Origin of the sequence: Bradyrhizobium sp. ORS 278 (genome assembly GCF_000026145.1) — a bacterium.
Lineage (GTDB): Bacteria > Pseudomonadota > Alphaproteobacteria > Rhizobiales > Xanthobacteraceae > Bradyrhizobium.
The window spans coordinates 5,642,040-5,664,112 of sequence record NC_009445.1 but is presented as its reverse complement, the minus strand read 5'-3'; the positions used below and the strand labels follow the sequence as shown (position 1 = coordinate 5,664,112).

General features: G+C 65.4%; 28 protein-coding genes. 11 read left to right on the top strand and 17 right to left on the bottom strand.

The window, feature by feature from the left end; translation table 11 throughout:
* Nucleotides 1–6 precede the first annotated feature (6 nt).
* From BRADO_RS25480 to BRADO_RS25470, 3 genes are read right to left on the bottom strand one after another with little or no spacing between them, the layout of a single operon-like run.
* Nucleotides 7–942: an ABC transporter substrate-binding protein gene (locus tag BRADO_RS25480; RefSeq protein WP_012029071.1), complete on the bottom strand. Its 936-nt coding sequence runs from the start codon at nt 940–942 to the stop codon at nt 7–9.
* Nucleotides 942–1,283 (bottom strand): cytochrome c, encoded by a 342-nt coding sequence (locus tag BRADO_RS25475; RefSeq protein ID WP_012029070.1) that lies wholly within the window; start codon nt 1,281–1,283, stop codon nt 942–944. The genes BRADO_RS25480 and BRADO_RS25475 overlap by 1 nt, the downstream gene beginning before the upstream one ends.
* A 25-nt stretch (nt 1,284–1,308) precedes the next feature.
* On the bottom strand, nt 1,309–2,973 hold the full coding sequence (locus BRADO_RS25470; protein ID WP_012029069.1) for a methanol/ethanol family PQQ-dependent dehydrogenase: 1,665 nt from the start codon (nt 2,971–2,973) through the stop codon (nt 1,309–1,311).
* 264 nt (nt 2,974–3,237) lie between these two features.
* Here BRADO_RS25470 and BRADO_RS25465 point away from each other — a divergent pair, with 264 nt between their 5' ends.
* Nucleotides 3,238–3,630, top strand: coding sequence for a hypothetical protein (locus BRADO_RS25465; protein ID WP_244422889.1), 393 nt, complete (start codon nt 3,238–3,240; stop codon nt 3,628–3,630).
* 191 nt (nt 3,631–3,821) lie between these two features.
* The gene (gene pqqA, locus BRADO_RS34315; protein WP_009031067.1) at nt 3,822–3,902 is read left to right on the top strand and encodes a pyrroloquinoline quinone precursor peptide PqqA; all 81 of its coding nucleotides are present in this window, start codon (nt 3,822–3,824) and stop codon (nt 3,900–3,902) included.
* A 96-nt stretch (nt 3,903–3,998) separates the two neighbouring features.
* Here the strand turns inward: pqqA and BRADO_RS25460 are convergent, their stop codons facing one another.
* Complete coding sequence (locus BRADO_RS25460) at nt 3,999–4,307, bottom strand: EthD family reductase (protein ID WP_012029067.1); 309 nt, start codon at nt 4,305–4,307, stop codon at nt 3,999–4,001.
* 202 nt (nt 4,308–4,509) lie between these two features.
* On the opposite strand from BRADO_RS25460, the gene BRADO_RS25455 reads away from it, so the two are divergent.
* Nucleotides 4,510–4,722, top strand: coding sequence for a hypothetical protein (locus tag BRADO_RS25455; RefSeq protein ID WP_012029066.1), 213 nt, complete (start codon nt 4,510–4,512; stop codon nt 4,720–4,722).
* Nucleotides 4,723–4,748: 26 nt separating this feature from the next.
* Here BRADO_RS25455 and BRADO_RS25450 read toward each other — a convergent pair whose 3' ends face one another.
* Genes BRADO_RS25450 through BRADO_RS25435 form a run of 4 tightly spaced genes read right to left on the bottom strand, consistent with a single transcriptional unit; the run spans nt 4,749 to nt 7,550 of the window.
* Nucleotides 4,749–5,096: a hypothetical protein gene (locus BRADO_RS25450; RefSeq protein ID WP_012029065.1), complete on the bottom strand. Its 348-nt coding sequence runs from the start codon at nt 5,094–5,096 to the stop codon at nt 4,749–4,751.
* Between the two features lie 36 nt (nt 5,097–5,132).
* The gene (locus BRADO_RS25445) at nt 5,133–5,843 is read right to left on the bottom strand and encodes an ABC transporter ATP-binding protein (protein WP_012029064.1); all 711 of its coding nucleotides are present in this window, start codon (nt 5,841–5,843) and stop codon (nt 5,133–5,135) included.
* Complete coding sequence (locus BRADO_RS25440) at nt 5,833–6,570, bottom strand: ABC transporter permease (RefSeq protein WP_012029063.1); 738 nt, start codon at nt 6,568–6,570, stop codon at nt 5,833–5,835. The genes BRADO_RS25445 and BRADO_RS25440 overlap by 11 nt, the downstream gene beginning before the upstream one ends.
* Nucleotides 6,570–7,550 carry an ABC transporter substrate-binding protein gene (locus tag BRADO_RS25435; RefSeq protein ID WP_012029062.1) on the bottom strand — a complete coding sequence of 327 codons (981 nt, stop codon included), beginning with the start codon at nt 7,548–7,550 and terminating at the stop codon, nt 6,570–6,572. The genes BRADO_RS25440 and BRADO_RS25435 overlap by 1 nt, the downstream gene beginning before the upstream one ends.
* 86 nt (nt 7,551–7,636) lie before the next feature.
* Here BRADO_RS25435 and BRADO_RS25430 point away from each other — a divergent pair, with 86 nt between their 5' ends.
* Nucleotides 7,637–7,996: a hypothetical protein gene (locus tag BRADO_RS25430; RefSeq protein ID WP_012029061.1), complete on the top strand. Its 360-nt coding sequence runs from the start codon at nt 7,637–7,639 to the stop codon at nt 7,994–7,996.
* 23 nt (nt 7,997–8,019) lie between these two features.
* Here the strand turns inward: BRADO_RS25430 and BRADO_RS25425 are convergent, their stop codons facing one another.
* Together BRADO_RS25425 and BRADO_RS25420 are read right to left on the bottom strand one after the other, a co-directional pair.
* A complete protein-coding gene (locus BRADO_RS25425) occupies nt 8,020–8,841 on the bottom strand; it encodes a quinoprotein dehydrogenase-associated SoxYZ-like carrier (protein WP_012029060.1) in 822 nt (273 codons plus the stop codon).
* A gap of 56 nt (nt 8,842–8,897) precedes the next feature.
* The gene (locus BRADO_RS25420; RefSeq protein WP_012029059.1) at nt 8,898–9,824 is read right to left on the bottom strand and encodes a quinoprotein relay system zinc metallohydrolase 2; all 927 of its coding nucleotides are present in this window, start codon (nt 9,822–9,824) and stop codon (nt 8,898–8,900) included.
* Nucleotides 9,825–9,985: 161 nt separating this feature from the next.
* Here BRADO_RS25420 and BRADO_RS25415 point away from each other — a divergent pair, with 161 nt between their 5' ends.
* Together BRADO_RS25415 and BRADO_RS25410 are read left to right on the top strand one after the other, a co-directional pair.
* Complete coding sequence (locus tag BRADO_RS25415) at nt 9,986–10,861, top strand: substrate-binding domain-containing protein (protein WP_012029058.1); 876 nt, start codon at nt 9,986–9,988, stop codon at nt 10,859–10,861.
* Complete coding sequence (locus tag BRADO_RS25410; RefSeq protein WP_012029057.1) at nt 10,858–11,418, top strand: PQQ-dependent catabolism-associated CXXCW motif protein; 561 nt, start codon at nt 10,858–10,860, stop codon at nt 11,416–11,418. Before BRADO_RS25415 ends, BRADO_RS25410 begins: the two co-directional genes overlap by 4 nt.
* 191 nt (nt 11,419–11,609) lie before the next feature.
* Here BRADO_RS25410 and BRADO_RS25405 read toward each other — a convergent pair whose 3' ends face one another.
* The 5 genes from BRADO_RS25405 to BRADO_RS25385 form a co-directional block, all read right to left on the bottom strand.
* Nucleotides 11,610–12,221, bottom strand: a complete 612-nt coding sequence (locus tag BRADO_RS25405; protein WP_012029056.1) for a hypothetical protein — start codon at nt 12,219–12,221, stop codon at nt 11,610–11,612.
* Nucleotides 12,218–13,072: an ABC transporter permease gene (locus BRADO_RS25400; RefSeq protein WP_008961651.1), complete on the bottom strand. Its 855-nt coding sequence runs from the start codon at nt 13,070–13,072 to the stop codon at nt 12,218–12,220. Before BRADO_RS25400 ends, BRADO_RS25405 begins: the two co-directional genes overlap by 4 nt.
* Nucleotides 13,069–13,896, bottom strand: coding sequence for an ABC transporter ATP-binding protein (locus BRADO_RS25395; RefSeq protein ID WP_041757727.1), 828 nt, complete (start codon nt 13,894–13,896; stop codon nt 13,069–13,071). The genes BRADO_RS25400 and BRADO_RS25395 overlap by 4 nt, the downstream gene beginning before the upstream one ends.
* Nucleotides 13,896–14,963: a YVTN family beta-propeller repeat protein gene (locus BRADO_RS25390; protein WP_244422888.1), complete on the bottom strand. Its 1,068-nt coding sequence runs from the start codon at nt 14,961–14,963 to the stop codon at nt 13,896–13,898. Before BRADO_RS25390 ends, BRADO_RS25395 begins: the two co-directional genes overlap by 1 nt.
* A 173-nt stretch (nt 14,964–15,136) precedes the next feature.
* The gene (locus tag BRADO_RS25385) at nt 15,137–16,345 is read right to left on the bottom strand and encodes an ABC transporter substrate-binding protein (RefSeq protein ID WP_012029053.1); all 1,209 of its coding nucleotides are present in this window, start codon (nt 16,343–16,345) and stop codon (nt 15,137–15,139) included.
* 140 nt (nt 16,346–16,485) lie between these two features.
* Between BRADO_RS25385 and BRADO_RS25380 the strand changes: the two genes are divergently transcribed.
* Nucleotides 16,486–16,965, top strand: coding sequence for a DUF3280 domain-containing protein (locus tag BRADO_RS25380; RefSeq protein ID WP_012029052.1), 480 nt, complete (start codon nt 16,486–16,488; stop codon nt 16,963–16,965).
* 881 nt (nt 16,966–17,846) lie between these two features.
* On the opposite strand, the gene fghA is transcribed toward BRADO_RS25380, so the two are convergent.
* Together fghA and BRADO_RS25370 are read right to left on the bottom strand one after the other, a co-directional pair.
* Nucleotides 17,847–18,692: an S-formylglutathione hydrolase gene (gene fghA / locus BRADO_RS25375; RefSeq protein WP_012029051.1), complete on the bottom strand. Its 846-nt coding sequence runs from the start codon at nt 18,690–18,692 to the stop codon at nt 17,847–17,849.
* A gap of 60 nt (nt 18,693–18,752) precedes the next feature.
* Nucleotides 18,753–19,373 (bottom strand): response regulator transcription factor, encoded by a 621-nt coding sequence (locus tag BRADO_RS25370; protein WP_012029050.1) that lies wholly within the window; start codon nt 19,371–19,373, stop codon nt 18,753–18,755.
* Nucleotides 19,374–19,582: 209 nt separating this feature from the next.
* On the opposite strand from BRADO_RS25370, the gene BRADO_RS25365 reads away from it, so the two are divergent.
* The 4 genes from BRADO_RS25365 (at nt 19,583) to BRADO_RS35510 (ending at nt 21,913) form a co-directional block, all read left to right on the top strand.
* The gene (locus tag BRADO_RS25365) at nt 19,583–20,947 is read left to right on the top strand and encodes an ATP-binding protein (protein ID WP_012029049.1); all 1,365 of its coding nucleotides are present in this window, start codon (nt 19,583–19,585) and stop codon (nt 20,945–20,947) included.
* A 106-nt stretch (nt 20,948–21,053) separates the two neighbouring features.
* Nucleotides 21,054–21,410, top strand: a complete 357-nt coding sequence (locus BRADO_RS25360; protein WP_012029048.1) for a hypothetical protein — start codon at nt 21,054–21,056, stop codon at nt 21,408–21,410.
* 133 nt (nt 21,411–21,543) lie between these two features.
* Nucleotides 21,544–21,732 (top strand): DUF2934 domain-containing protein, encoded by a 189-nt coding sequence (locus tag BRADO_RS25355; RefSeq protein ID WP_012029047.1) that lies wholly within the window; start codon nt 21,544–21,546, stop codon nt 21,730–21,732.
* A gap of 25 nt (nt 21,733–21,757) precedes the next feature.
* Nucleotides 21,758–21,913, top strand: coding sequence for a hypothetical protein (locus tag BRADO_RS35510; RefSeq protein ID WP_012029046.1), 156 nt, complete (start codon nt 21,758–21,760; stop codon nt 21,911–21,913).
* Nucleotides 21,914–22,073: the final 160 nt, after the last annotated feature.

Here is a 22,073-nt window from a genome sequence, read left to right as displayed (position 1 = left end):
ACGGCCCTAGCGCGCGCCACCCCGGATGATCTTTTGAAACGCATCGCCGAGAATCATCGGCTCGCGTGGGGGCAGGTAGGTCAGACCGGCCGACCGCGCCAGATCTGCCAGGTCGCCGGCGGCCCCGAGCTCCGTCAACACCTTGTCGATCGACGCCAGCAACTCGGCAGAGCTCGACAGCCCGACATAACCCCGGCTCACGCCGATCGGGTAGCTGTAGCCGGAGGCCGCAAGCTTGCTATCTGGATGAGCCGCCCGATACGCATCGAACCGCCGGCTGTCGAGCAGCGTCGCGTCGAATTTGCCCTGCTCGAGCGCGCCGAGAAGGTCATCGCGCGTGGGAATGAGATGCGTGATATCGTCGATCAGGCGGCCTCTATCGAAGGTCATCAGGATGGCGTCAGCCAGGGTGCCGCTCTCGATCGCCAGCCGAAGACCGGCGAGATCGCCGATATCGCTGATCTGGCGCTGCTTCGCGCCCGGTCCGAGAACCACGGTGAGAGTCGAGAACAAATACGGCTTGCTCGGCACCAGCGTGCCGACCGGGATACGCCGGCGCCGATCGTCGCGCGTCGCGCCGTCGAAGTCCGGCAGCTTGGCTGTCTTGACGCCCGGCGTGACCAACCCGTCCTGTGTGAACGCATAGCTTGCCACGAGCGCGCAGCGCCCGTCGGAAAGGAGAGCGTTCGCCTCGAGCGCGGGGCTCGAATCCTCGTCAAGCTTGCTTTCGAACCACTGGATCTCGAGCTTCTTGCCAAGGCGATCCGCGATCGTCTGGCCGAGCAGCACATCGAATCCGGTGCCAAACTTGCCGCGATGATGGACCGACAGCGGCGGAAGATTCTCGTCCAGACAGATACGCAGCACGTCGTCAGCAGCATACGCCGCTGGCGACGCCGCCGACATCAGGAGGGCAGCCGCCCACAAAGCAAGGCGGCGCATCATTGCGCTCTCCGGCTCGACACATAGGCCCACAGCGCGGTGATCTCATCATCGCTGAGAATATCGCCCCACGGCGGCATACGGCCGTTCTTGCCTTGCTTCACGGTCGTGACGAAGCGCGGCTGATCGTCTGGAAACCGGCGCAGGTCCGGCGTGATCGTGCCGGAGTTCACCATGTTCGGTCCATGGCAATGCGAGCACTTCTGAGCGAAGGTCATCTTGCCAAGGTCAATCGGACTATGTGCGGCCTCGCCGTCCTGCTGTTGAGCGAAGGCAGCCGCGGAAAGCGCGGCCGAGATCGCAACGACGGCGGCGAAGGTCGCCGCCGTTCTCATGAACATCTTCTCTGTCACGGGCAATCCGAACTCAGTTCTTGACCGCGAAGACCCAGAGCGAGCCACCCGCCGGAACGTTGGCGAGGCGCTCATCACCAGAGAACAGCGAGTACACGCCGCCATAACCAGACGTCACGGCGACGTACTGCACGCCATCCTGCTGCCAGGTGACTGGCTGACCTTCGATCCCGGAGCCGGTCTGGAACTGCCAGAGCTTCTTGCCGCTGTCGGCATCAAAAGCTTCGAACTCGCCCGTGAGCTTGCCCGAGAACACGACGCCGCCCGCGGTCGACAGCACGCCGGAGAAGCGCGGAATGTCGCTCGGCTGCTCCCACTTGGTCTTGCCGGTCATCGGATCGATGGCCTTCAGCTGACCGCGCGGACCTTCCGGCCAATCCCAGAGATCAGTCAGGTCCATGCCGAGGTACCACTCGCCGGCCTTGTAGGTCGCGGGCTCGGTCTTGTAATGGCCGCCGAACACCAGCGTGTTGGCATAGACGAGACCGGTCTGCGGGTTGAACGACATCGGCTCCCAGTTCTTGCCGCCGAGAATCGACGGATAGACCGTAACCTTCTTGCCCTCTCGCGCGTCACGCGTCACGTCGGTCTCGACCGGCTTGCCAGTCTTCAGATCGATGCTGGAGGCCCAGTTGACCTTCACGTAGGGGTTGGCTGCCAGCAGCTTGCCGTTCGTCCGGTCGAGCACGTAGAAGAAGCCGTTGCGGTTGGCGTTCATCAACACCTTTGTCGGCTTGCCCTCGACGTTCATGTCGGCAAGCACCATCTCGGCGACGGCGTCATAGTCGAACGGATTGTTCGGCGAGAACTGGAAGTGCCATTTCATCTTGCCGGTCTTCGGATCGAGCGCGAGCACCGAGCAAGTGTAGAGGTTGTCGCCCGGACGCACCGCCGCGTTGAATGGGCCGGGATTGCCGACACCCCAGAACACGGTGTTCTGCTCGGGATCGTAGGAGCCGGTGATCCAGGTCGAGCCGCCGCCGAGCTTCCAGGTGTCGCCCTTCCAGGTGTCGCCGCCCGGCTCATCCGGGGTCGGGACGGTGTGTGTGCGCCAGAGATGCTTGCCGGTGGCCGGATCCCAGCCGTCGATGAAGCCGCGAGTGCCGAACTCCGCGCCGGAGATGCCGGTCAGCACGACGCCGTCGGCGACGAGCGGCGCGACCGTCATCGAATAGCCTTCCTTGATGTCGGCGGCTTTCTGGCGCCACAGTTCCTTGCCGGTCTTGGCATCGAGCGCGATCACATTGGCATCGAGTGTGGTGCGAAAGACCTTTCCATCATACAGAGCCGCGCCGCGGTTGATGATGCCGCAGCAGACCACCCGCGGCGTCTCGGCCGGATATTCGACCTTGCTCTTCCAGATCTGCTTGCCGGTCTTGGCATCGACGGCCATCGTCGCATTGTGCGTCGTGACGTAGAGCACGCCCTGGTACACCAGCGGCTGCGATTCCTCGCTGCGATCGTCGGCGAAGCTGTAGTTCCAGACCGGAACGAGATTTTTGGCGGTGTCCTTGTTGATCTGCGTGAGCGGGCTGAACCGCTGCAGATTGTAACCCATGCCGTAGTTGAGGACGTTTGCCGTATCAGTTGCACCCTTGACCAACTGATCGGCGCTTTGCGCGTTTGCACCTTGAGATGCAAGCACAGCGAGGCCCGCGGCCAGCGCGATCCGCTTCATTCATTTCCTCCAAGATCTTTCTGCGCGCCTATCCTGACGCTGCGGGAACAACACTCCGCTCGATTGCGGAAAGCGTCAATACGAAAAGCTGGGCAATCACCTTCTGAAAGTCGGGAATGTTTTCCCGTGCGACGGCAAGCGCTCAGCCAAGCCTTTGTAGTTCCTCCACAATTGCGGTCGGCATGATCGCACCTTTTTCATGCTGCTCTGCGGCATGAACATTGCTTCGCTGCAACATGCCAGGATCAACAGAGGAGTAGACGGATGAGGCGAACCATCCTTTGGCTCGGCACGCTGTGTTGCCTTTGGGTGAGTGCGAATGCGCGGGATCTCGGTCAATGGGGGGCGGCCGATCCAGCGCTGCGAAAATGGTACGAGGCGCTGATGCAGCCCGATGTGCCGACGGCGTCCTGCTGCGGCGAGGCCGACGCCTATTTCGCCGACGAGATTCACGTCCGCGACGGCAAGACCTATGTGACCATCACCGATGATCGCCCGGACGAGCCGCGTGGGCGGCCGCATATCGATGTCGGCACGGAGATCGAAGTTCCCGATTACAAGCTGAAGTGGGACAAGGGAAATCCGACCGGTCACGGCGTGATCTTCCTGAGTCGCAACCGCTATGTGTTCTGCTACGTGCAGCCTGGCGGCGCTTGAGCGAGTGCCGATGATGATTGAGGCGGAACGTTGTCGGGCGACAGGTACGGGCGTCGCGCCGGTCAATTGAACGATCGCTCAGCCGAGCGAGCTCGTGCGGTCGCGTCTTGCGTTCAATCGGGCGCGGCCCTAGCTTCGATGTCGGCGCGCGTGACGCGCCAGTCAATGATAGTCAAACTTGGGAGCTTGAGATGGCCTGGAAGACACCGAAGATCGTCGAAGTGCCGGTGGGCATGGAAATTAACATGTACGCTTGTGCAGCGCGCAAGTAATCCGTAGCGATCTGCCAAGTCGTTGCGAATGATCAGTTCGCCGATGACTTGGCAGATCCAATCCTTGTCGGGCCGAACGCCTCGACGGTGCGCCGGTCAGACGTCCTGGGTGTCGAAGATGTAGAGGTCGACACCGCCGTCCGCGAAGTTCGGCAGATCTCCCGCCGCCGCCTTGCCCTCCGCCGAGCCCATGCCGGCCTGCAGGGACTGCATCGAATCGAACACCAGAGTGGCGACAAGGTGGATGTTGGTCGCCCCTGCCGGTCCGTTCACCGGCCCGCGGCTGATGTCGTAGGACCTCAAGCCCGGGATCTTCTTCGCCAGCGGTACATGGACGTTCATGTAGTGCTTGTCGAACGCCTCGGCGCTCTTGGGGGTCTTGTAGAGTACGAGAACCTTGGGCATCTGCTTCCTCCGCATTCGTCTTTTTGAGGTCGATCGACCGGTACCCATTGCAGCCGATCTGCGGGCTTGGATCAAGCGCCGCGACCTCGCAGGGGTCAGCGAAGTTCCGCCTGCAGAAAATGTGGCGCGCCGAGAAACCGATGCAGCCGGACGTCGTAGTTTGAGGTAATCTCCGTTCGGCCTTGCCCAGGGATTCCGAGCCATGAGCCCCATCGATCTCGTCATCACCGTCTGCGCGGTGCTGTCCCCCGCCACCTGCGAGGAGCAGCACCTCGTCTTTGCCGACGGCGGCGCATCGCTGCAGCAATGCGCGATGAAGGCGCCGCCCTACATCGCCCAATGGATCGGCGAGCACCCGAAATGGACCGCGGTGCGCTGGCGCTGCGAATATCCGCACAGCAACGACAAGGCCTGAGGCAAGCGCCTCAGCTTGCGTGGCGCTTACTTCGTGCACTCCTTGAGATCCTTGTCGGCCACCGAGACGACGGCATCGGCCTTGATGTCGATGTTTCGAACGATGCATTGCCGGTCGCCGGCATAGCTCACCTTGGCATCGTAGCGGCCCGGTTCGATGCCGCTGAGCTTCAGCCGTTCGTCGTGATCGAGCTCCTTGTCCTTGTCATTCAACGTCTGATTCGGACCCCAGTTGTTTTGTCCTGCCGGCGAGAGCTGGAAGCCGGTCATCGTCGCGCTGGTCAGATTCCACAGCCGGATGCCCTTGCTCTGGGCGGACACTGCGATCGGCAGAGCTGACAAAACGAGAGCGGTCACGGCGAGGGCGGATCTCATAGGCGTTTCCCTGGGTTCTGATGTTTATTTCCCTCACTATGACATGGAAAAATCCCGCCGCGCCAGATCGGCCCTGATGGCGGCCACGGTCTCCTCGCTGCGCTCGGCGCGCGGCACGGTGATTGGCGTCGTGCGCAGCAGCCGGGCGGGGCGCGCGGATAGCAGGAAGATGCGATCGCCGAGCCGCGCCGCATCGTCCATGCTGTGCGTCACCAGCAGCGTGATCATCGGCCGCGATGCCACCAGCGTGGCGATCTCCTCGCGCAGCCGTGCGGCCAACGCGTCGTCGAGCGAGGCCAGCGGCTCGTCGAGGATCAGGAAGTCCGGCTCGACCGCGAAGGCCCGCGCCAGCGCGACGCGGCGGGCGAGGCCGAGCGACAGCTCGCCGGGAAAATGGCTGCGATGGCTTTCGAGCTCGAGCACGCCGAAGATCGCGGCGAGCCGCTCCGCGGTGACCTCAGGCGCCGCCAGCCGGACATTGGCATCAACCGAGCGCCAGGGCAGTAGCCGTGGCTCCTGAAACACCATGGCCAGCCGGGCGCCGGCCGGTTGGGAGACGCGCCCCTCGTAGTCGCTATCCAGGCCGGCGAGGATCCGCATCATCGTGCTCTTGCCGCAGCCGGAGGGGCCGACCACGACGCCGAGCTCTCCGCGCTCCAGGGTGAAGGCAATGCCTGATATCACCTCCTGGCGCTTGCCATTGGCGCTGGTGTAGCTCTTTGACCTGATATCGACCTCAAGCCGCACGGAGACGCCACCTCGATGCGCGCTGCTCGAATGGCTGCACGAAGAGAGCTTCGATCACCAGAACGACGGCGGCGAAGCTGAGGGAGTAGGCGAGCAGCAGCGGGATGTCGAACAGCTGGAAGGCGACGCCGATCTCGAAGCCGATGCCGTTAGGCCGTCCGAGCAGCTCGGCCACCAGCACGATCTTCCAGACCAGCGACAGGCCGGAGCGCGCAGCGGCCGCAATATAGGGGGCGAGCTGCGGCAGCAGGACGTGGCGGAGGATGCGGCTGCGCGGCAAGGCGAACACCTTGGCCATCTCATCCAGCGACGGATCGAGCGCGCGGGCCCCCTCGCGCAAGGTGACGACGGCGGTCGGCAGCTTGTTGATCGCGATCGCCGCGATGGCCGCGACCTCGGTGAGGCCGGCCCAGATATAGGCCAGCACGATCACCACCAGCGCCGGCAGGTTCAGCAACAGGATCAGCCAGGGATCGCCGAGGCGGTTGGCGAGACGGCTGCGGCCCATCCAGTAGCCGAGCGCCGATCCGATCGCCATCGACAAGGTGAAAGCGAGGGCGACGCGGGCGAGCGTCGCGCCGAGGTGGAGGAACAGCGCGCCGGATTTTGCTTCCGCGACGGCGACCGCCAGCACGGTCGAGGGCGGCGGCAGCTTGGCGCTGCCGGCGAGGGTCGCGGCCACCCACCAGGTGGCCAGCAGGAGCGCGAAGGATAGAAGACGCAGCACTAATCCCTCGCATCCGCCCTGTAGTAAGTGCCGGGACTGAGCTCAGCGGCGGGGCCGACCAGATCGCGGCCGCCGATCGAGGCGAGCACGCCGTAGAGAATGCGCGCGTCGGCCTCTTCCTCGGCCACCGAGCGGCGCGGAATGCCCTCGCGGTAGCGATCGCGATAGGCGCGCAATGTCGCGTCGTCCTGGGCACCGGTCAGCGGCGCAATGGTCTGCCAGTCGGCATCGGACGTCGCCAGGATCTCCTTGGCCTTGCTCGTCACCGACAGGAATCGATTGACGAGATCGCGATGCTTGCTGGCCCACTCCTCGTCGAACACATAGCCGATCACCGCGGTGCGGCCCTTGGCGCCGAAGGCAGGCAGGATGTCCTCGATGCCGGCGAGGCGGCGAAAACCCTTGGCTTCCAGTGCCGCGCAGAAATTCCAGTAGTTCAGACCGGCATCCATCTCGCCATCGGCGAGCTTGGCGGCGAGCAGCGGCGGTGCGCCATAGGTGATGGTCGCCTGCGACTTAAGCTCCACGCCGTCGCGCTTGAGCGCCGCCTGCAGCAACAGCCAGCTCTTGTCGAGCGGGCCGCCGGCGACCGCGAGCTTGCGTCCCTTGAGATCGGCGAGCGTCTTCAGCGGCGAGCTGGCCGGCACCATCACCGCGCCGAGCGCGCTGGAATAGGGGGAGAAGGTCAGCCTGGCGCCGAGCGCGCGCTCGCGCGACACCCACAGCCAATCGGACACCATGATATCGGCGTTGCCCGCCCGCAGCGCGATCTTGCCGGCCTCGGGACTCGCGAGCTCGACCGAGTCGATCAGGATACCAGCCTGCTGGTCGAGCTCATGGGCGCGAATGACGGCCAACTCCCAGGCGAAAGTGCCGGTCTTCTGCACCGCAACCTTGACGGTCTCGGCGGCGCGCGAGGTCGAAAGCGGCAGCAGCGCGCAAGCGATGATAGCAATGAACAAGCGACCGAGCTGGGTCATGGGCGCGTCTGCGTTTCCTCGAAATGTGTTCTTTCCAGCCTCATTCCCTTAGCATAGCGTAGACGACGATGCTGCGGAGGACTGTCATGCGTTGCGCTGTTCCGGTAGGACCGATTGTCGCCACCTTCTGTGTTCTGGCCGCGTTGACCGGCCCGGCGCGGGCCGAGGACCTCAACGATTATCCGACCTCGGCGCGGGCGGAATATGTGTTCGGCTGCATGAAGGCCAATGGGGAAACGCGCGAGGCGATCTCGCAATGCTCCTGCTCGATCGACGTGATCGCCTCGATCATTCCCTACGAGCGCTATGTCACCGCGGAGACCGTGCTCAGCATGTCCCAGGTGAAGAGCAACCTCGGCACCCAGTTCCGCACCTCCGAGCAGGCCGCCAACGCGCTCAACGACCTCCGCCGCGCTCAGGCCGAAGCCGAAGTGAGATGTTTCTGACGCCTCGCGTTCTCGTCTGGCCATCAGGTGCCTGAGCCCTCCGCGGGCCACTCATGCTCGAAGACGTGACCCTGCGTATCCCGCGCTTCGGCGCGGAAGTGCTTCGCGCCGTTGGACACGTAGGTGAAGCGGATGTTGGGATCCTCCGAGATCGAGATGCCGCCTTCGACCGACAGCACCAGGCTGCCGTCCTGCGACAGCGTCAGCCGGTCGACGAAGAAGGCAGGGATGTAGAGCTGCGTCACCTGATCCATCTGGAGCCCGGAATTGTTGGGATGTCCGACCATCACCTGCGCCTCGCGAATGCCGCTGCTGGCGCCGTCGCCGCCTTGTGTGAACTGCCGGTAACGCATCTGGCCAATGCGCGCCTTGGCCTCGTCGGGATTCTTTGCCGCCGGCGCGGAGCACCCGCCGGACGCTTTCACGAACGTCTTGACGACATAGAGCTGGCCGTCGGTCAGCTCGGCCACGGCATGCACATCCGTGTAGTTGTTCACGCGAACGCGCGTCGAGATCGCCGTAACGTTGGCATCCTGTCCGAGCGTAAACCTGGCGGCCATCGGCGCCGGGTTCTGGTCGATCACAAGCGTGATCGTCTTGATGCGGCGGTCATCGGCGGGCGAGAGCTTGCTGCGCAGGGTGACCGGAACGACCGAGGCATCCTCGGCGCGCGTCGGCATCTCGATCGACAACACGTTGCCGCCGTCCTGCATCGGCTTGTTGTTGAAGATGTCCTGCACCAGTCCCGGCCAGGGATCGTAACCCTCAGCGGCTTTCGCAGGTGCGAAAGCAAGCGCCAGGACGGCGCTGAGAAGCACTGTGGACGGCAGGCGGAGCCCGATCATGGCGCAGTCCTCCGGAAGCGTTCTGGTTTGCTTGCGATCATAGCGCGTCCCCCACCTCATTCCCATTCCAATTCCGAGAAGGCCGCGGTGGCGTTGCGCGCATTGTAGTCGTCGAACAGCTCCCATTTGCCGCGTTCCGATTGGGCGGCGCCGGCGGCATCTGCGATCGGCCTGCCGGCCGTGACCAGCCCGCGGACGTCGTGAGCGAGCGTGTCGAGGTAGCGACGCTCATCGCTGAGCGCCCATGGCCACGAACTGACGGGCCCATGGCCCGGTACCACGCGATCGGCCGAGATCGCAGCGAGTTGCCGGAGGTCGGCAATCCAGCCGCGCAGGCTGCCGTCCATCACGGGGATGTGACGCAGGAAGACGAGGTCGCCGGCAAACAAGGTTCGGCTCCGCTCGTCATAGACCGTCAGATCGCAGTCGCTATGCGCCGTGCTCCAGGCCTTCAGGGTGAGTGTGCGGCCGCCGAGATCGAGCGGCATTTGGTCCTCGACGAGGATCGACGGCGGGACCAGACGGACCTCGTCGATCAACTCTGCGCCCATCAACCGGCGGAACGCCTCGATGTAATGCGGTCCGCGCAGGGCAAGCGCCCGGGGCAGATTCGTGGCGCCGACAAAGCTGGTTCCGTCAGCCTGGAACGCGGCGTTGCCGAACATGTGGTCGGGATGGGCGTGGGTGTTGATGACGTAGCGGATCGGCTTGCCGGTGCGGGCGCGGATCGCGGCGAGCAGCGCGCGGCCTTCACGGACGCTGCCGCCGGTGTCGATCACGGCCACGGCCTCATCGCCGATGATGAAGCCGACATTGGCGATGGCTCCGTTGTTGTCGGCTGTCATCAAGGCGGTTTGGCCGATGTACACGAACACGCCGGGCGCGATCTCGCTCACACGCAGGTCCTGCGGTTCGGCCCGCGCCGGGCCGCCGAATGCGAGAGCGCTGCACGCTGCAACGGCGATGATCAAAAGTCTCACCATCGCTTCGCCTTGCTCGCGTGAGACGAGTGCATCTCGCCGCCGACGTTGCGGCGCAGCATCCGCTCACCTCTTCGCGATGACGGCAGCTGTTGCGCATGCGAGGCCGGCGGCCTAGCATTTTCAAAAAGATCTCGATGGGCTCGATAGGGATGGAAGCAAGAATGACGAAGCGTCGTACTCTGATTGGTTCGCTGGCGGTTGCCGCGGGCCTCACGCTGCTGGGACCTGTCGCCTCCTACGCGCAAAGCAATGACGGCCTGGACCTGTCGATCGAGCTGGTCGATCCGAAGGTGCTGCGCGTCTGCGCGGATCCGCGCAACCTGCCGTTCTCGAACGAGAAGGGCGAGGGGTTTGAGAACAAGCTCGCGGATTTCCTGGCCGCCAAGCTGCAGAAGAAGGTCGACTATACGTTCTTTCCGCAGGCCACTGGGTTCGTGCGCATGACGCTCGGCTCGCACCGTTGCGACGTCATCATGGGCTTTCCGCAGGGCGACGATCTGGTGCAGAGCACCAGTCCCTACTACCGGACGGCCTACGCCATCGTGACTAAGCCCGGCTCCGATCTGGCCGACGTCACCACGCTGGAAGACGCCAAGCTCAAGGGCAAGCATATTGGCATCGTGGCCGGCACGCCGCCGGCCACCAACATGGCGCTGGCCGGTTTGATGACGACGGCGAAGCCGTATCCGCTGATGATCGACACCCGCGTGGATTCGTCGGCCGAGGCGATGATCAATGATCTGAAATCCGGCGAGATCGATGCCGGCGTGCTGTGGGGGCCGATGGCCGGCTACTACGCCAAGCAGGCGAGCCCGCAGCTGCACGTCACGCCGCTGGTGAAGGAGACGTCCGGGCCGAAGCTGATCTACCGCATCGCCATGGGCGTGCGCGGCGCCGATCAGAACTGGCGGCGGCAGCTCAACAAGCTGATCCAGGAGAACCAAGGCGAGATCAACAAGATCCTGCTCGATTTCGGCGTGCCGCTGCTGGATGAGAGCAATCATCTGATCACCGCCGAGGCTGCGACGAAGCCATGATCAGCCGGCTCGCCGTTGCGGCATTGGCAGGCCTGCTGCTGATCGCCGCGGCGGTGCGGGCCGACGATCTCGTGCCGGAGCCGGACAGCTATCGCACGGAGACCTACCGCGCGCCGGTGCCGACGACGCTCAAAGGCGCTCGCGTGCTGTCGACGCGCGAGACCGAGGCGATCTGGCGCGACAAGTCCGCTGCCTTCATCGACGTGCTGCCGCGCCCGCCGAAGCCGAAGAACCTGCCGGCTGGCACCGTGTGGCGGGAACAGCCGCGTCTGGACATTCCCGGCAGCATCTGGCTGCCCGACACCGGCTATGGCGTGCTGGCTGCCGTCACCGAGGACTATCTGAAGCGCGGCCTTGCGCAGGCGTCCGGCGGCGACCTGGGCCGTCTGCTCGTGTTCTACTGCCTCGAGGATTGCTGGATGTCGTGGAATGCCGCGCGTCGCGCGCTGACCTATGGCTACCGCAACGTCGCCTGGTATCCCGACGGCACCGACGGCTGGGCCCGCGCCGACCTGCCGCTGCAGCAGACCCAGCCCGAGCCAAGACCCGAGGAGTGAGCGGACAATTTGGCAGCTACAAACTCCGCTGCCTATTGTTTGGCTCGTCATGGCCGGGCTTGTCCCGGCCATCCACGCCGCGCCAAGCCGCCGGACGTGGATGCCCGGGACAAGCCCGGGCATGACGGTGTGGAGGCATCGGTGCCTTCGCTCGACTTGGTCGCTTGGTCTGGCGAGCGGCATCCGCGGGCCTACTCCATGTCCTGCTGGATCTCGCGGGCGAGGGCGAAGAGGCGCTGGTCGATGGCGGTCGGGACCTCGCAGACGAATTTCATCACGCGGCGGCGGTCCTCGAAAATGCGCGTCTCCCAGTTCAGCTGATTGCTCAACTCCTCCACCTTGGCTTCGTCGCGGGTGGCGCTGCTCTGCATCTCCTGCAGCGCGATGGTGTCGCCTCGCACCTTGTCGACCGCCTCGCGCTGCTTGCGCATGACGCGTTCGAGTCCGTTCATGACCGACGTGCGCTGGGCGTTCAGCGTGTCGAACAGGCCTGCAAACAGGAGCTTGCCCTTGCGGGTCTTCTCCTCGGCTGTTCCGGTCAGGAAATCGGCGACGTCCTTCTGCGCCTGCTCCAGGGGAATGCGTCGCGCCGCGAGCTTGACGACGAGCTCAGCGATCTTCGCGTCGTCCTTCCAGCTCGCGCCGACATCGTCGACCGGCGGACCGGCCCACACCGCGGCGATCGAGATTTCCGGCACTTTGGCCTGCGGACACGGCCAGTCGGGATAGCGCGGATCGGCCGCATATGCTGAGCCTGCGGTCGCGAGAAAGGCGATGCCTGCTATCAACGATCTCACCCTCATGCCTCGCCTCCGGGGCCACGCCTGACAAAACCCCGCGATGGATCGTAGGCCAGGATCGCGCCGATCATGAACACGGCGGTGCAGCCGCCGACCACGGCCAGCGACACCCAGTTCAGCTTGCCATAGAGCGCAAAGCGGATGAGCTCGACCGCGTGGGTGAAGGGATTGGCCTCGCAGAGATAGGCGAGCCACGGGCTGCCTTCCTCGACGCGCCACAGCGGATAGAGCGCGGACGAGGCGAAGAACATCGGGAAGATCACGAAGTTCATGACGCCGGCGAAATTCTCCAGTTGCTTGATGCCGGAGGAGATCAGCATGCCCAGCGCGCCGAGCATCAGGCCGGACAGGATCAGCGCAGGCAGCACGGTGAGATAGCCCATCGGCGGCGGTGTGATGTCCCAGAACCAGGCGATGACCAGGAACGCATAGACCTGCAGCACGGAGACGGCGGTGCCGGCGAGCAGCTTGCAGAACAGCAGATAGCCGCGTGGCAGCGGGCTCACCAGCAGGGTGCGCATGTTGCCCATCTCGCGGTCGTAGACCATCGACAGCGACGACTGCATGCCGTTGAACAGCTGGATCATCGCCATCAGTCCGGGCGCGATATAGACCTCGTAGAGGATGTAGGTCTCGTAGGGCGGGATGATCGAGATACCCAGCACCTGGCGGAAGCCGGCGGCGAAGATGAACAGCCACACCAGCGGCCGCACCAGCGCCGAGACGAAGCGCTCGCGCTGATGCAGGAAGCGCAGGCCCTCGCGCCAGACGATGCCGATCAGGCATGTGATGTACTCGCCGGCGGAAAAGCCGCTGCGGGCCGGGGCGGGAGTATGGACGGTCGTCACGGTCATGTGTCGGCACTCCGCGCCGGACCTGCGCTGGCCGGGCTGGCCTGGGTGGTCAGCCGTGCAAACGCGGCGTTGACGTCGGAGGCGCCGGCCTCGGCGATCACCTGCGGCACCGGCCCGCGCGCCAGCACGCGGCCCTGATGCAGCACCACGAGGTCATCACTTGCGGCGATCTCGTCGAACAGATGGGTCGCCCAGAGCACGCCGATGCCCTGCTCGGTGACGAGCTGGCGGACATGGCCGACGATGTCGGCGCGCGCCTTGACGTCGAGCCCGACGGTGGCCTCGTCGAGCAGCAAGAGGCGCGGCCGGTGCAGCAGGGCCCGGGCGATCTCCAGCCGCCGCATCTGGCCGCCGGAGAGATCGCGCACCTTGTTGCCGGCGCGGTCGGCCAGGCCGATGCGCGCCAGCAACTCCTCGCTACGCGCGCGGGCTTCGCGGCGCGAGATGCCGTGCAGGGCGGCGTGATAGAGCAGGTTCTGCCGCAGCGACAGATCGAGATCGACCGTGCGCGGCTGGAACACGACGCCGAGCAGCCGCAGCGCCTCGCCCGGCGTGCGGCCGATGTCATGGCCGAAAATGTCGATCTTGCCCGATTGAACCGCGAACAGGCGGGTGATCAGCGAGAACAGCGTGCTCTTGCCGGCCCCGTTGAGGCCGAGCAGGGCGGTGAAGCTCGCAGGCCTGACGGCGAAGCTGACGTCGCCGAGCGCCTTGCGTGCGCCATAGGAATGGCTGACGCCGGCGACCGACAGGGCCGGCACCTGATCAGACGCCGGCTGCGGCGCTAGGTTCGTGGAGTCGAGAGCGGGGGCGTTCTTCGTCATCATGGCTGTGCAATCGTGATGCCCCAGGGCAGCTCGCCGACCTGGATGGTCTTGATCACCTTCTGCGCGGCGACGTCGATCACCGAGACATCGTTGGAGACGCCGTTGGTGACGAGCAGATACTTTTCGTCGGGCGTGAACTCCATGTGCCAGACGCGCTGGCCGACGAGGAGATACTTCTTCACCTCATGCGTGGTGCCGTCGACGACCGCGACGCGGTTGGCCGGGCCGAGCGCGACGAAGCCGGTCTTGCCGTCCTTGGTCAGGCTGATGCCGACCGGCTGGATCGCCTCGCTGCGCAGGCCCGGCACGGCGAACTTGATCTTGCCGGTCACCTCGCGCTTGGCGGGGTCGATGATCGACACCGTGCCGCCGATCTCGGCGGAGACCCACAGCTCCGAGCCGTCGGTCTTGAACTCGGCATAGCGCGGCCGCGCATCGACCAGCACGTTGGCCACGATCTTGCGCGTGGCCGTGTCGATGAAATGCGCCATGTTGGTGGTCTCGGAGGTGCAGATCAGGATCTTGCCGTCCGGGCTGAGCATCATGCCTTCGGGCTCGACGCCGACCTGGACGTCGCCGATCCGCACGCGCTTCTCGAGATCGAGCACGGTGACGGTGTTGTCGTTCTCGTTGGCGACGTAGAGCGTCTTGCCGGCGGTGTCCTGCGCGAACAGCTCGGGATCCGGGCCGGAGGGCAGGGTGTCGACGATCTCCATCTTTTTCGCGTCGATGAGCTGGATGGTGTCGTCGTCGCCGACCGCCACCATCACGAATTTGCCATCGCGCGTGAACGCGATGCCGCGCGGGCGCTGGCCGACCTTGATGGTTTTTGTCACCGTCCAGCTGTCGGTGTCGATGACGGATACGGTGTTGCCTTTTTCGTTGGACACGAAGGCGACGTAGGCTGAGGCGGGGGAGATCGCGGCGAGGGAGAGTGCGGCCGCGAGCAGGCAGGCTGCTGCGTTGAAGCGCTTTCGAACTTGCGGCCGTCCTTCGAGACGCCCGCCGGCGGCGGGCTCCTCAGGACGAGGGCTGAACGCGCGGCGATATCGAAAACTCTCCATAGGGAGGGCAGCCCGGTGATGACCCTCATGGTGAGGAGCGCCGCCGGCGCGTCTCGAACCATGAGGCCCCAGCGAGGCCTCGCCCTTCGAGACGCCCGCCTTCGGCGGGCTCCTCAGGGTGAGGGGAGACGCTGGGCCGTAAAGCTGCTTCATCACCATCATCACATCCGACATCATTGCAGCTTGCACTTGGTTTCGGGGCGGTCGACGCCAAGGGTGTCCAGTTCGGAGACCTGGTGCAGGAAGCCTTCCTGCGGGGAGACGGAGACGATCATGCGGCCGTCGGCGAGCAGGATCGGCTGGCGCAGCTGCAGATTCCAGTCGCGCAACGACAGCCGCGTGCCCTTGAAGGCGGCGATGGTGAAGGCCGGGCTCTTCAGATAGTCCGTCATCGCCTTCGCATCGCCGGAGTTGGTGCGCGACGCGGCTTCGCCGACCATCCGCACGGCCATCCAGGCCTGCATGTCCAATGCATCCATGCGGCGCGAAGCGAGCTTCATGAAGCGGTTCTGCAACTGCGTCGCGCCCCACTGGTCCTGTGCCGGATCCCAACTGGTCGGCCGCAGCCCCGCCGAGCCCGCGACGGGGCGCGGATCCCAGGTGCGGTAGGGCAGATAGTCGGCGAACACCTCGCTCTCGTCGGCGGCGACCAGCACGTCATACGCCGGCGCCTTCTGCGTGAACACCGGCATCTGGCGCTGGATCAGGGTGACGCCGCTGTCGGTGCGCCGTGCGCCGCCGGTGTCCTCGAACGTGCGCTCCTCGACGATCTTGGCGCCGAAGCGGGTGGCGGCCCGGCGCAGCGCGTCGGCGAACAGCTTGTCGTTGTCATGCGAACCGGTGACCAGCAGCCAGCGCTTCCACTGCTTCCAGACCAGATATTGCGCGAGGCCATCGGCGAGCATCGAGCGCGTCGGCGCGACGTGAATGACGTTGGCGCGGCAATCCTGCTCACGCAGCCGATCATCGGTGGCGCCGACATTGAGCAGGGCGACGCCGCGGCCGCGCAGGCTGTCGGCGACCTTGAGCAGCGCATCCGCCGGGAGGTCGGCGAGGATGAAGGCTGTTTTCGCCGCGAGCTCATTGGCCGCCTGCGCGGCGTCCTCGTCGTCCTTGACCTTGCGGTCGATCAGCGTGAAGCGCTGGTTGAGGAACTTGCCGGTGGTGTTGTTGTCCTCGATCGCGAGCCTCGCGCCGGCCACGCCGTCATCGGCCGCCGGCTGGTCGAGCGGCGACAAGGTCTGCGGCACGCCGGCGCGGCCGAGATAGCCGATCGCGATGTCGACCGGGTCCGCCGCATCAGCGGCGGTTGCGGCGGCCATGAGGCCGATCGCGCCGATCAGAGATCGGGCCAGAACTCTCAGGACCACATGTCCTCCCATTGTTCCCTCGTCCTTTTTGGCGAGGTTTCGTCTTGCAAGATGAACGATTTGGCCTAGCTTTCAACCCCACTTTTCGCCGCTCCCGCGTCATTCGGATCACGACCTTGAAACTGGCTGTCCTCCTCGCGTCCCTGATCCTGATGTCTGCAGCATCAGCGCATGCCGAGCCGCCCAAAGTCGCGGTGTTCGATTTCGAGCTGATCGACACCAGCCTGCAGGGCGAGGTGCAGGGGCCGCGGCAGGACGAGCAGCAGAGGCTGGCACATGCGGCCGAGCAATTGCGCGCGGCGCTGCAGGAGTCCGGCAAATTCCGCGTGCTCGATATCGCCGCTGTTAACGATGCGGCGCACCACAGCAATCTGCAGGCCTGCGGCGGCTGCGACATCAAGCTCGCCGCCGACATCGGCGCCGATCTCGCCATCACTGGCACGGTGCAGAAGGTGTCCAATCTCATCCTCAACATGAACATCTATCTGCGTGACGCGCACACCGGGAAGCCCGTCGCGGCGATGACCGCCGACATGCGCGGCAACACCGACGAATCCTGGACCCGCACCATGGCCTGGCTGCTCCGCAACCGCCTGCTGGCCCCGAACTATGGCGCGCCGCAGGCGCAGTAGTCGGTGACCGCATCGGGCGTGGCCCCGGCAGCGCCCGCGGCCATCCTTCGAGACGCCCGCCTGCGGCGGGCTCCTCAGGATGAGGGTTGAGTGCGCGGTGAGATCCAAGACGTTCTCGTCGAGAGTGATGCTCCCGCCCCTCATGGTGAGGAGCGCCGTGCGCTGAAGCCTGCCTCACCATCGATGCCTCCGAAGGCGCGTCTCGAACCATGAGGCCCCGGTGATCGGTCGACTGATTAACAAAGGCTCTCATTGGATATGACGGTGCATCCTCGCGGCGCCTGACGCCCGAGCTTTGCATCTCGATCGCCTCCCTCAAACAGAGAGGCGCAGGGAAGGCCGGGAGCCTGCCGCCCCCATGGCCCGCCTGCAGACAAGAATGCAGGCGGCAGGTACCACAGGTTCGGCGGGGACATCCCGGCCCTCCCTGCGCGGATGGTCTTAACGGTTGCTTCGCGTTCTCCCCGGTGCGCCGGGCTGTCTGGTCACCGTGCGCGACGACGCGCTATGAGTGCGCCGCCGCGGGGGCATCGGCTTCGGGATGCCAGGACCACGCGACTTGGCCGTACGCCGGTGCGCGTTCGTCCGCACGCTCTCACGAGCCATGCTGCGCGCCGCCGGCGTCCACCGCATCCCGCCTCCACGTTCGTGACGACCGCGATACGCCCTCTCGACGAGGCGGGATGGGTGCCAGACAACCACGATTTCCGATAAGGCGAAAGTAAATTCTTTTTTGCTCAAGGGCTGGACAGCGCTGATCATGTTGAGCGCGCGACGGAAATGGCCATCTACGCGCAAGCAACGGTCCGACGAGGAACGCGATCGCCGCGCCGCCCGTCGCACGGCATCGCGCCCGACGGGCAACTCAAGCCGAGCCGATGTCAGCGGCCGAGCCGGGCCGCGTGCCAGCGCAGATGATCGGCCATGTAGGTCGAGATGAAGTAGTAGCTGTGGTCGTAGCCGTCCTGCTTGCGCAGCAGCAGCGGGATGTTGGCCTTGTCGCAGGCGGCCTTGAGCAGCTCGGGGCGCAATTGCTGCGTCAGGAACTGATCGGCGGTGCCGATATCGACCAGCAGGTCGGAGACGCGCGCGCCATCCTCGATCAGCGCCACCGCGTCGTGCTTGCGCCATGCCGCCTTGTCGCTGCCGAGATAGCCTGACAGCGCCTTCTCGCCCCATGGCACCTGCGAGGGGGCGACGATCGGCGAGAACGCGCTGGCCGCGCGGTAGCGGTCGGGGTTGCGCAGCGCCACCGTCAGCGCGCCATGGCCGCCCATCGAATGGCCCATCACCGATTGCCGGCGCGGATCGACCGGGAAATTCGCGGCGACCACGTGCGGCAGCTCCTCCGTGACGTAGCTCCACATCCGATAGTTCTTCGCAAACGGCTCCTGCGTCGCATCGACGTAGAAGCCGGCGCCGAGGCCGAAATCATAGGCGTTGTTCGGATCGCCCGGCACGCCGTCGCCACGCGGCGAGGTGTCGGGCGCGACGAAGATCAGGCCGAGCTCGGCGCAGGCGGCACGGAACTCGCCCTTCTCGGTGACATTGGCGTGGGTGCAGGTCAGGCCGGAGAGATACCAGACGACCGGCAGCTTCGCGCCGTCCGCATGCGGCGGCACAAACACCGAGAACGTCATCTCGGTCTTGGTCTCCTGGCTGGCATGGCCATAGACGCCCTGAACGCCGCCGTGGGATTTGTTCTGGGACACGGTCGTGAGCGTCATGGGATCACCTGTCGAAAAGGAACATGGGGCGGCGGAACGGAGCGCGCCGCCGGCCCGATGTCAAGCGACGCCGTTCTCGATCGCCAAACGCACGAGCTCGCCGGACGTTCTTACGCCGAGCTTCTGGCGGATGATGGAGGAGGTGTTGGCCACGGTCTTGTAGGACGAATGGATCAGCCAGGCGATCTCCGTCAGGCTCTTGCCGGCGCTGAGCAGGCGCAGGATCTCGAGTTCGCGCGAGGTCAGTTTCGCCAATGGGCTCTGCGCGACGGCGGCGCCCGCGAAGGCGATGCTGCGCGCGATCGCCGGCGGCAGGTAGCTGCCGCCGCTGAAGACCTCGCGGATCGCCTCGGCCAGGTCGTTCGGATCGCCGCTCTTCGAGACATAGCCCTTGGCGCCGATGTCGATCGCGCGCGCGGCGAACACCGGATCGTCGTTCATGCTGAACATGATCAGCCGGGCGTTCGCGTCATGCGCGAGGATGCGGCGCGCCAGCTCGAATCCGGAGACGGTCGGCAGGTTGATGTCGACGACGCAGACGTCGGGCCGGCGCGCGATGAAGCTCGCTTCGCCGCTCTCGGCATCGGCGGCCTCGATCAGCTCGAGGTCCGCATCGCCCGACAGCAGGGCCCGGCAGCCGGATGCAACAATGGGATGATCATCGACGATCAGGATGCGCATGGCCTTGAGGTCACCTTGGGGGTCCCGGACTCATTTTCAACCCGCGTTATTGTTGCGATGCATCATGGATGCATGGGCTGCGCGGTGCTGCAACATGTTGCAATTAGATCGCCGGCGGATTTGTCTGTCAATGAATGCGCGCGTGAAACAACTCAGTGAAACAGCTGAGTGAAACAGCTGAGTAAAACTGGGGCCTCGGGACGGTGACAATGTGGCAGAATTGGTCGTTGCGCAGGCGCATCAACGTGCTGCTCGCGCTGGTGCTGACGCTGGGGCTCGCGCTCAATATCGGCCGGCTGGTGCTGGAGGCGGCGCCGCGCGTGCTCGCCGAGGACCAGAGCGTCATCCGCCTGACCCGCGCCTTCATCGAGACCATCATGGACGAGGTCAACGACGCGCCGGATCCGGATTCCCGGTTGAACCGCATCGTCAGCGATCTCGGCCAGCTGCGCCATGTCAGCGTGGCGAGGCAGGGGGCGGCGGTGCAGTTGCCGTCCTCGCAAGGCGCGGCGCGGGCGGCGCCGGCCTGGTTCATCGCGCTGGTTCACCCGGACAAGACCTCGGTCAGCATGCCCGTGATCGTCGCAGGACGGGCCGACACGCTGGTGATCACCTCGCATCCCGACGACGAGATCGCCGAGATCTGGGACGGCATCGTCACGCAGCTGGTGGTCGGCTCCCTGGTCGGTCTGGCGCTGTTCGGAATCACCACGCTGGTGGTCGGCCGCGCGCTGGCGCCGCTGTCGGATCTGTCCGACGCGATGAGCCGTATCGAGACCGGCGCCTACGATGCCCGCGTCAAGCCGGGCGGCGCGCCCGAGCTCGCCGCGCTCTGCGCCAAGCTCAACCATCTCGCCGCCGCGCTCGGCGAGGCGGTAGAGGACAAGCGGCGGCTCGCCGAGCGGACAGTGTCGCTGCAAGACCTCGAGCGCAAGGAAATCGCGCGCGAGCTGCATGACGAGTTCGGCCCGCATCTGTTCGCGCTGCGCGCCCATGCCAGCGCGCTGATGCGATTGCCGGAGGCGGACAGGCTGGACGTCGGTGCGATGCGCCGCCACGGCCAGGCGATCCTCGACCAAGTCAATGCCGTGCAGCAATTCAATCGCCGCATCCTGGAGCGGCTGCGCCCGATCGGTCTGGCCGAGCTCGGCCTGCGCGAGGCGCTTGGCGCGCTGGTGCGGCTCTGGCGGGAGTCGCGGCCGGAGGTGGTGATAGCGACCAGCTTCACCGACGAGGTCGCGCACGGCAACGAGACCGCCGAGCTGACGATCTATCGCGTCGTGCAGGAGGCTCTGACGAACGTGTTCCGCCATGCCGAGGCGACCTCGATCGATGTCAGCATCGAGCCGCTGCAGCAGACCGGCTCCGGCCAGCGCCGCAGCTACACACGGGTGCGCGTGCGCGACGACGGCCGCGGCCTCAAGCCCGAGCACAAGCTCGGCTTCGGCCTCACCGGCATGCGCGAGCGGCTGCTGGCGCTCGGCGGCACGCTGACCGTGACATCGAGCGGCACGGGGGTCACGATCGAGGCCATGGTGCCGGCGGATGCCACGGTGCCGGCTGACGCGGCGTGAGTTCACGGCGAGGAACATTCAACCTCGGAGCGCATTCATCGGTCATCCTGGTGATCCCCGCGTGCGCCGCAGTCCGGAGCACGCGCAGATAGCTCGCGGTGATCAGATGACGAGAACCTTGCTTGCGCTGAGCGGCGCAGCCTTGGCGGCTGCGCTGTGGTTCAACACTGCCGTCGCGCGTGACGACGGTCGTTATACCAACTCGCCACTCAAGGGTTGGTTCGACAGCTTGAAGAGCGGCCGTGGTCCATGCTGCTCCGATGCCGACGGCTTCGCCGTCTCCGATCCGGACTGGGATCTGCAAGGCACGCATTATCGCGTGCGGCTCGATGGCGAATGGATCGTCGTCCCGGACGATGCCGTGATTACCGAGCCGAACCGCGCCGGACGCACGATGGTGTGGCCGGTCAAGGGCTCGCTCGGCACCTCGATCCGCTGCTTCATGCCGGGCAATCTGAGCTGATCGGGCAGGCGACGCGTCTGTCTGATCATGCTGCACGGCTGCGGCGGATCGCCCGCTCGCGACGGCGCTTGGAACTTCGACTGCTCGCGATGATTGCCTCGCAGGTCGGACGCGGCCGCATGCGAGGAGCATCATGGACCAGATCAGCGACGCGGAACTTCAGGACAGAATTCGTGAGCGCGCCCATCATCTGTGGGAGCAGGCGGGACGCCCCGGCGGTCGCGAGGACGAGTTCTGGTATCAGGCCGAACAAGAGATTCGTCAGATGCAGGAGCTGAACGACGAGGCGACGGCGCCGCCTCCGACGATGCTGCCGGATTGAGCGGCGATAGCAGGAAGGACCAGCGATGAGCAAGGAAACCCCGAAGGACGATCCGCGCCAGGAGAGCGATTGGGGATCGATGAAGCAAACCGACAAGCCCTGGGCCAAGAAGCCGGAAAAGGAGCAGCAGTCGGAGCCTGCCAAGGATCTGGAGAAGTGGGGTGAGAGCAAGACGCATTGAGGCGAGAAGTGGCGGCGCCCCATGAGTGCGTCGTGTCTTACTGAGACCGTCCGTGTGGCTGCCCCTCACGCCGACCCTCTCCCCGCAAGAACGGGGAGAGGGAGTGTACCGCTGGCTGTGGTGGATAGCCGACTCCTACTCACTTAGCTACGTCTTCATA

Coding starts and splice junctions, on each gene's coding strand:
- BRADO_RS25480 (WP_012029071.1), bottom strand. CDS start 942: ATGCGCCGCCTTGCTTTGTGGGCGGCTGCCCTCCTGATGTCGGCGGCG.
- BRADO_RS25475 (WP_012029070.1), bottom strand. CDS start 1,283: ATGTTCATGAGAACGGCGGCGACCTTCGCCGCCGTCGTTGCGATCTCG.
- BRADO_RS25470 (WP_012029069.1), bottom strand. CDS start 2,973: ATGAAGCGGATCGCGCTGGCCGCGGGCCTCGCTGTGCTTGCATCTCAA.
- BRADO_RS25465 (WP_244422889.1), top strand. CDS start 3,238: ATGAGGCGAACCATCCTTTGGCTCGGCACGCTGTGTTGCCTTTGGGTG.
- pqqA (WP_009031067.1), top strand. CDS start 3,822: ATGGCCTGGAAGACACCGAAGATCGTCGAAGTGCCGGTGGGCATGGAA.
- BRADO_RS25460 (WP_012029067.1), bottom strand. CDS start 4,307: ATGCCCAAGGTTCTCGTACTCTACAAGACCCCCAAGAGCGCCGAGGCG.
- BRADO_RS25455 (WP_012029066.1), top strand. CDS start 4,510: ATGAGCCCCATCGATCTCGTCATCACCGTCTGCGCGGTGCTGTCCCCC.
- BRADO_RS25450 (WP_012029065.1), bottom strand. CDS start 5,096: ATGAGATCCGCCCTCGCCGTGACCGCTCTCGTTTTGTCAGCTCTGCCG.
- BRADO_RS25435 (WP_012029062.1), bottom strand. CDS start 7,550: ATGACCCAGCTCGGTCGCTTGTTCATTGCTATCATCGCTTGCGCGCTG.
- BRADO_RS25430 (WP_012029061.1), top strand. CDS start 7,637: ATGCGTTGCGCTGTTCCGGTAGGACCGATTGTCGCCACCTTCTGTGTT.
- BRADO_RS25425 (WP_012029060.1), bottom strand. CDS start 8,841: ATGATCGGGCTCCGCCTGCCGTCCACAGTGCTTCTCAGCGCCGTCCTG.
- BRADO_RS25420 (WP_012029059.1), bottom strand. CDS start 9,824: ATGGTGAGACTTTTGATCATCGCCGTTGCAGCGTGCAGCGCTCTCGCA.
- BRADO_RS25415 (WP_012029058.1), top strand. CDS start 9,986: ATGACGAAGCGTCGTACTCTGATTGGTTCGCTGGCGGTTGCCGCGGGC.
- BRADO_RS25410 (WP_012029057.1), top strand. CDS start 10,858: ATGATCAGCCGGCTCGCCGTTGCGGCATTGGCAGGCCTGCTGCTGATC.
- BRADO_RS25405 (WP_012029056.1), bottom strand. CDS start 12,221: ATGAGGGTGAGATCGTTGATAGCAGGCATCGCCTTTCTCGCGACCGCA.
- BRADO_RS25400 (WP_008961651.1), bottom strand. CDS start 13,072: ATGACCGTGACGACCGTCCATACTCCCGCCCCGGCCCGCAGCGGCTTT.
- BRADO_RS25395 (WP_041757727.1), bottom strand. CDS start 13,896: ATGACGAAGAACGCCCCCGCTCTCGACTCCACGAACCTAGCGCCGCAG.
- BRADO_RS25390 (WP_244422888.1), bottom strand. CDS start 14,963: ATGGAGAGTTTTCGATATCGCCGCGCGTTCAGCCCTCGTCCTGAGGAG.
- BRADO_RS25385 (WP_012029053.1), bottom strand. CDS start 16,345: ATGGGAGGACATGTGGTCCTGAGAGTTCTGGCCCGATCTCTGATCGGC.
- BRADO_RS25380 (WP_012029052.1), top strand. CDS start 16,486: ATGTCTGCAGCATCAGCGCATGCCGAGCCGCCCAAAGTCGCGGTGTTC.
- fghA (WP_012029051.1), bottom strand. CDS start 18,692: ATGACGCTCACGACCGTGTCCCAGAACAAATCCCACGGCGGCGTTCAG.
- BRADO_RS25370 (WP_012029050.1), bottom strand. CDS start 19,373: ATGCGCATCCTGATCGTCGATGATCATCCCATTGTTGCATCCGGCTGC.
- BRADO_RS25365 (WP_012029049.1), top strand. CDS start 19,583: ATGTGGCAGAATTGGTCGTTGCGCAGGCGCATCAACGTGCTGCTCGCG.
- BRADO_RS25360 (WP_012029048.1), top strand. CDS start 21,054: ATGACGAGAACCTTGCTTGCGCTGAGCGGCGCAGCCTTGGCGGCTGCG.
- BRADO_RS25355 (WP_012029047.1), top strand. CDS start 21,544: ATGGACCAGATCAGCGACGCGGAACTTCAGGACAGAATTCGTGAGCGC.
- BRADO_RS35510 (WP_012029046.1), top strand. CDS start 21,758: ATGAGCAAGGAAACCCCGAAGGACGATCCGCGCCAGGAGAGCGATTGG.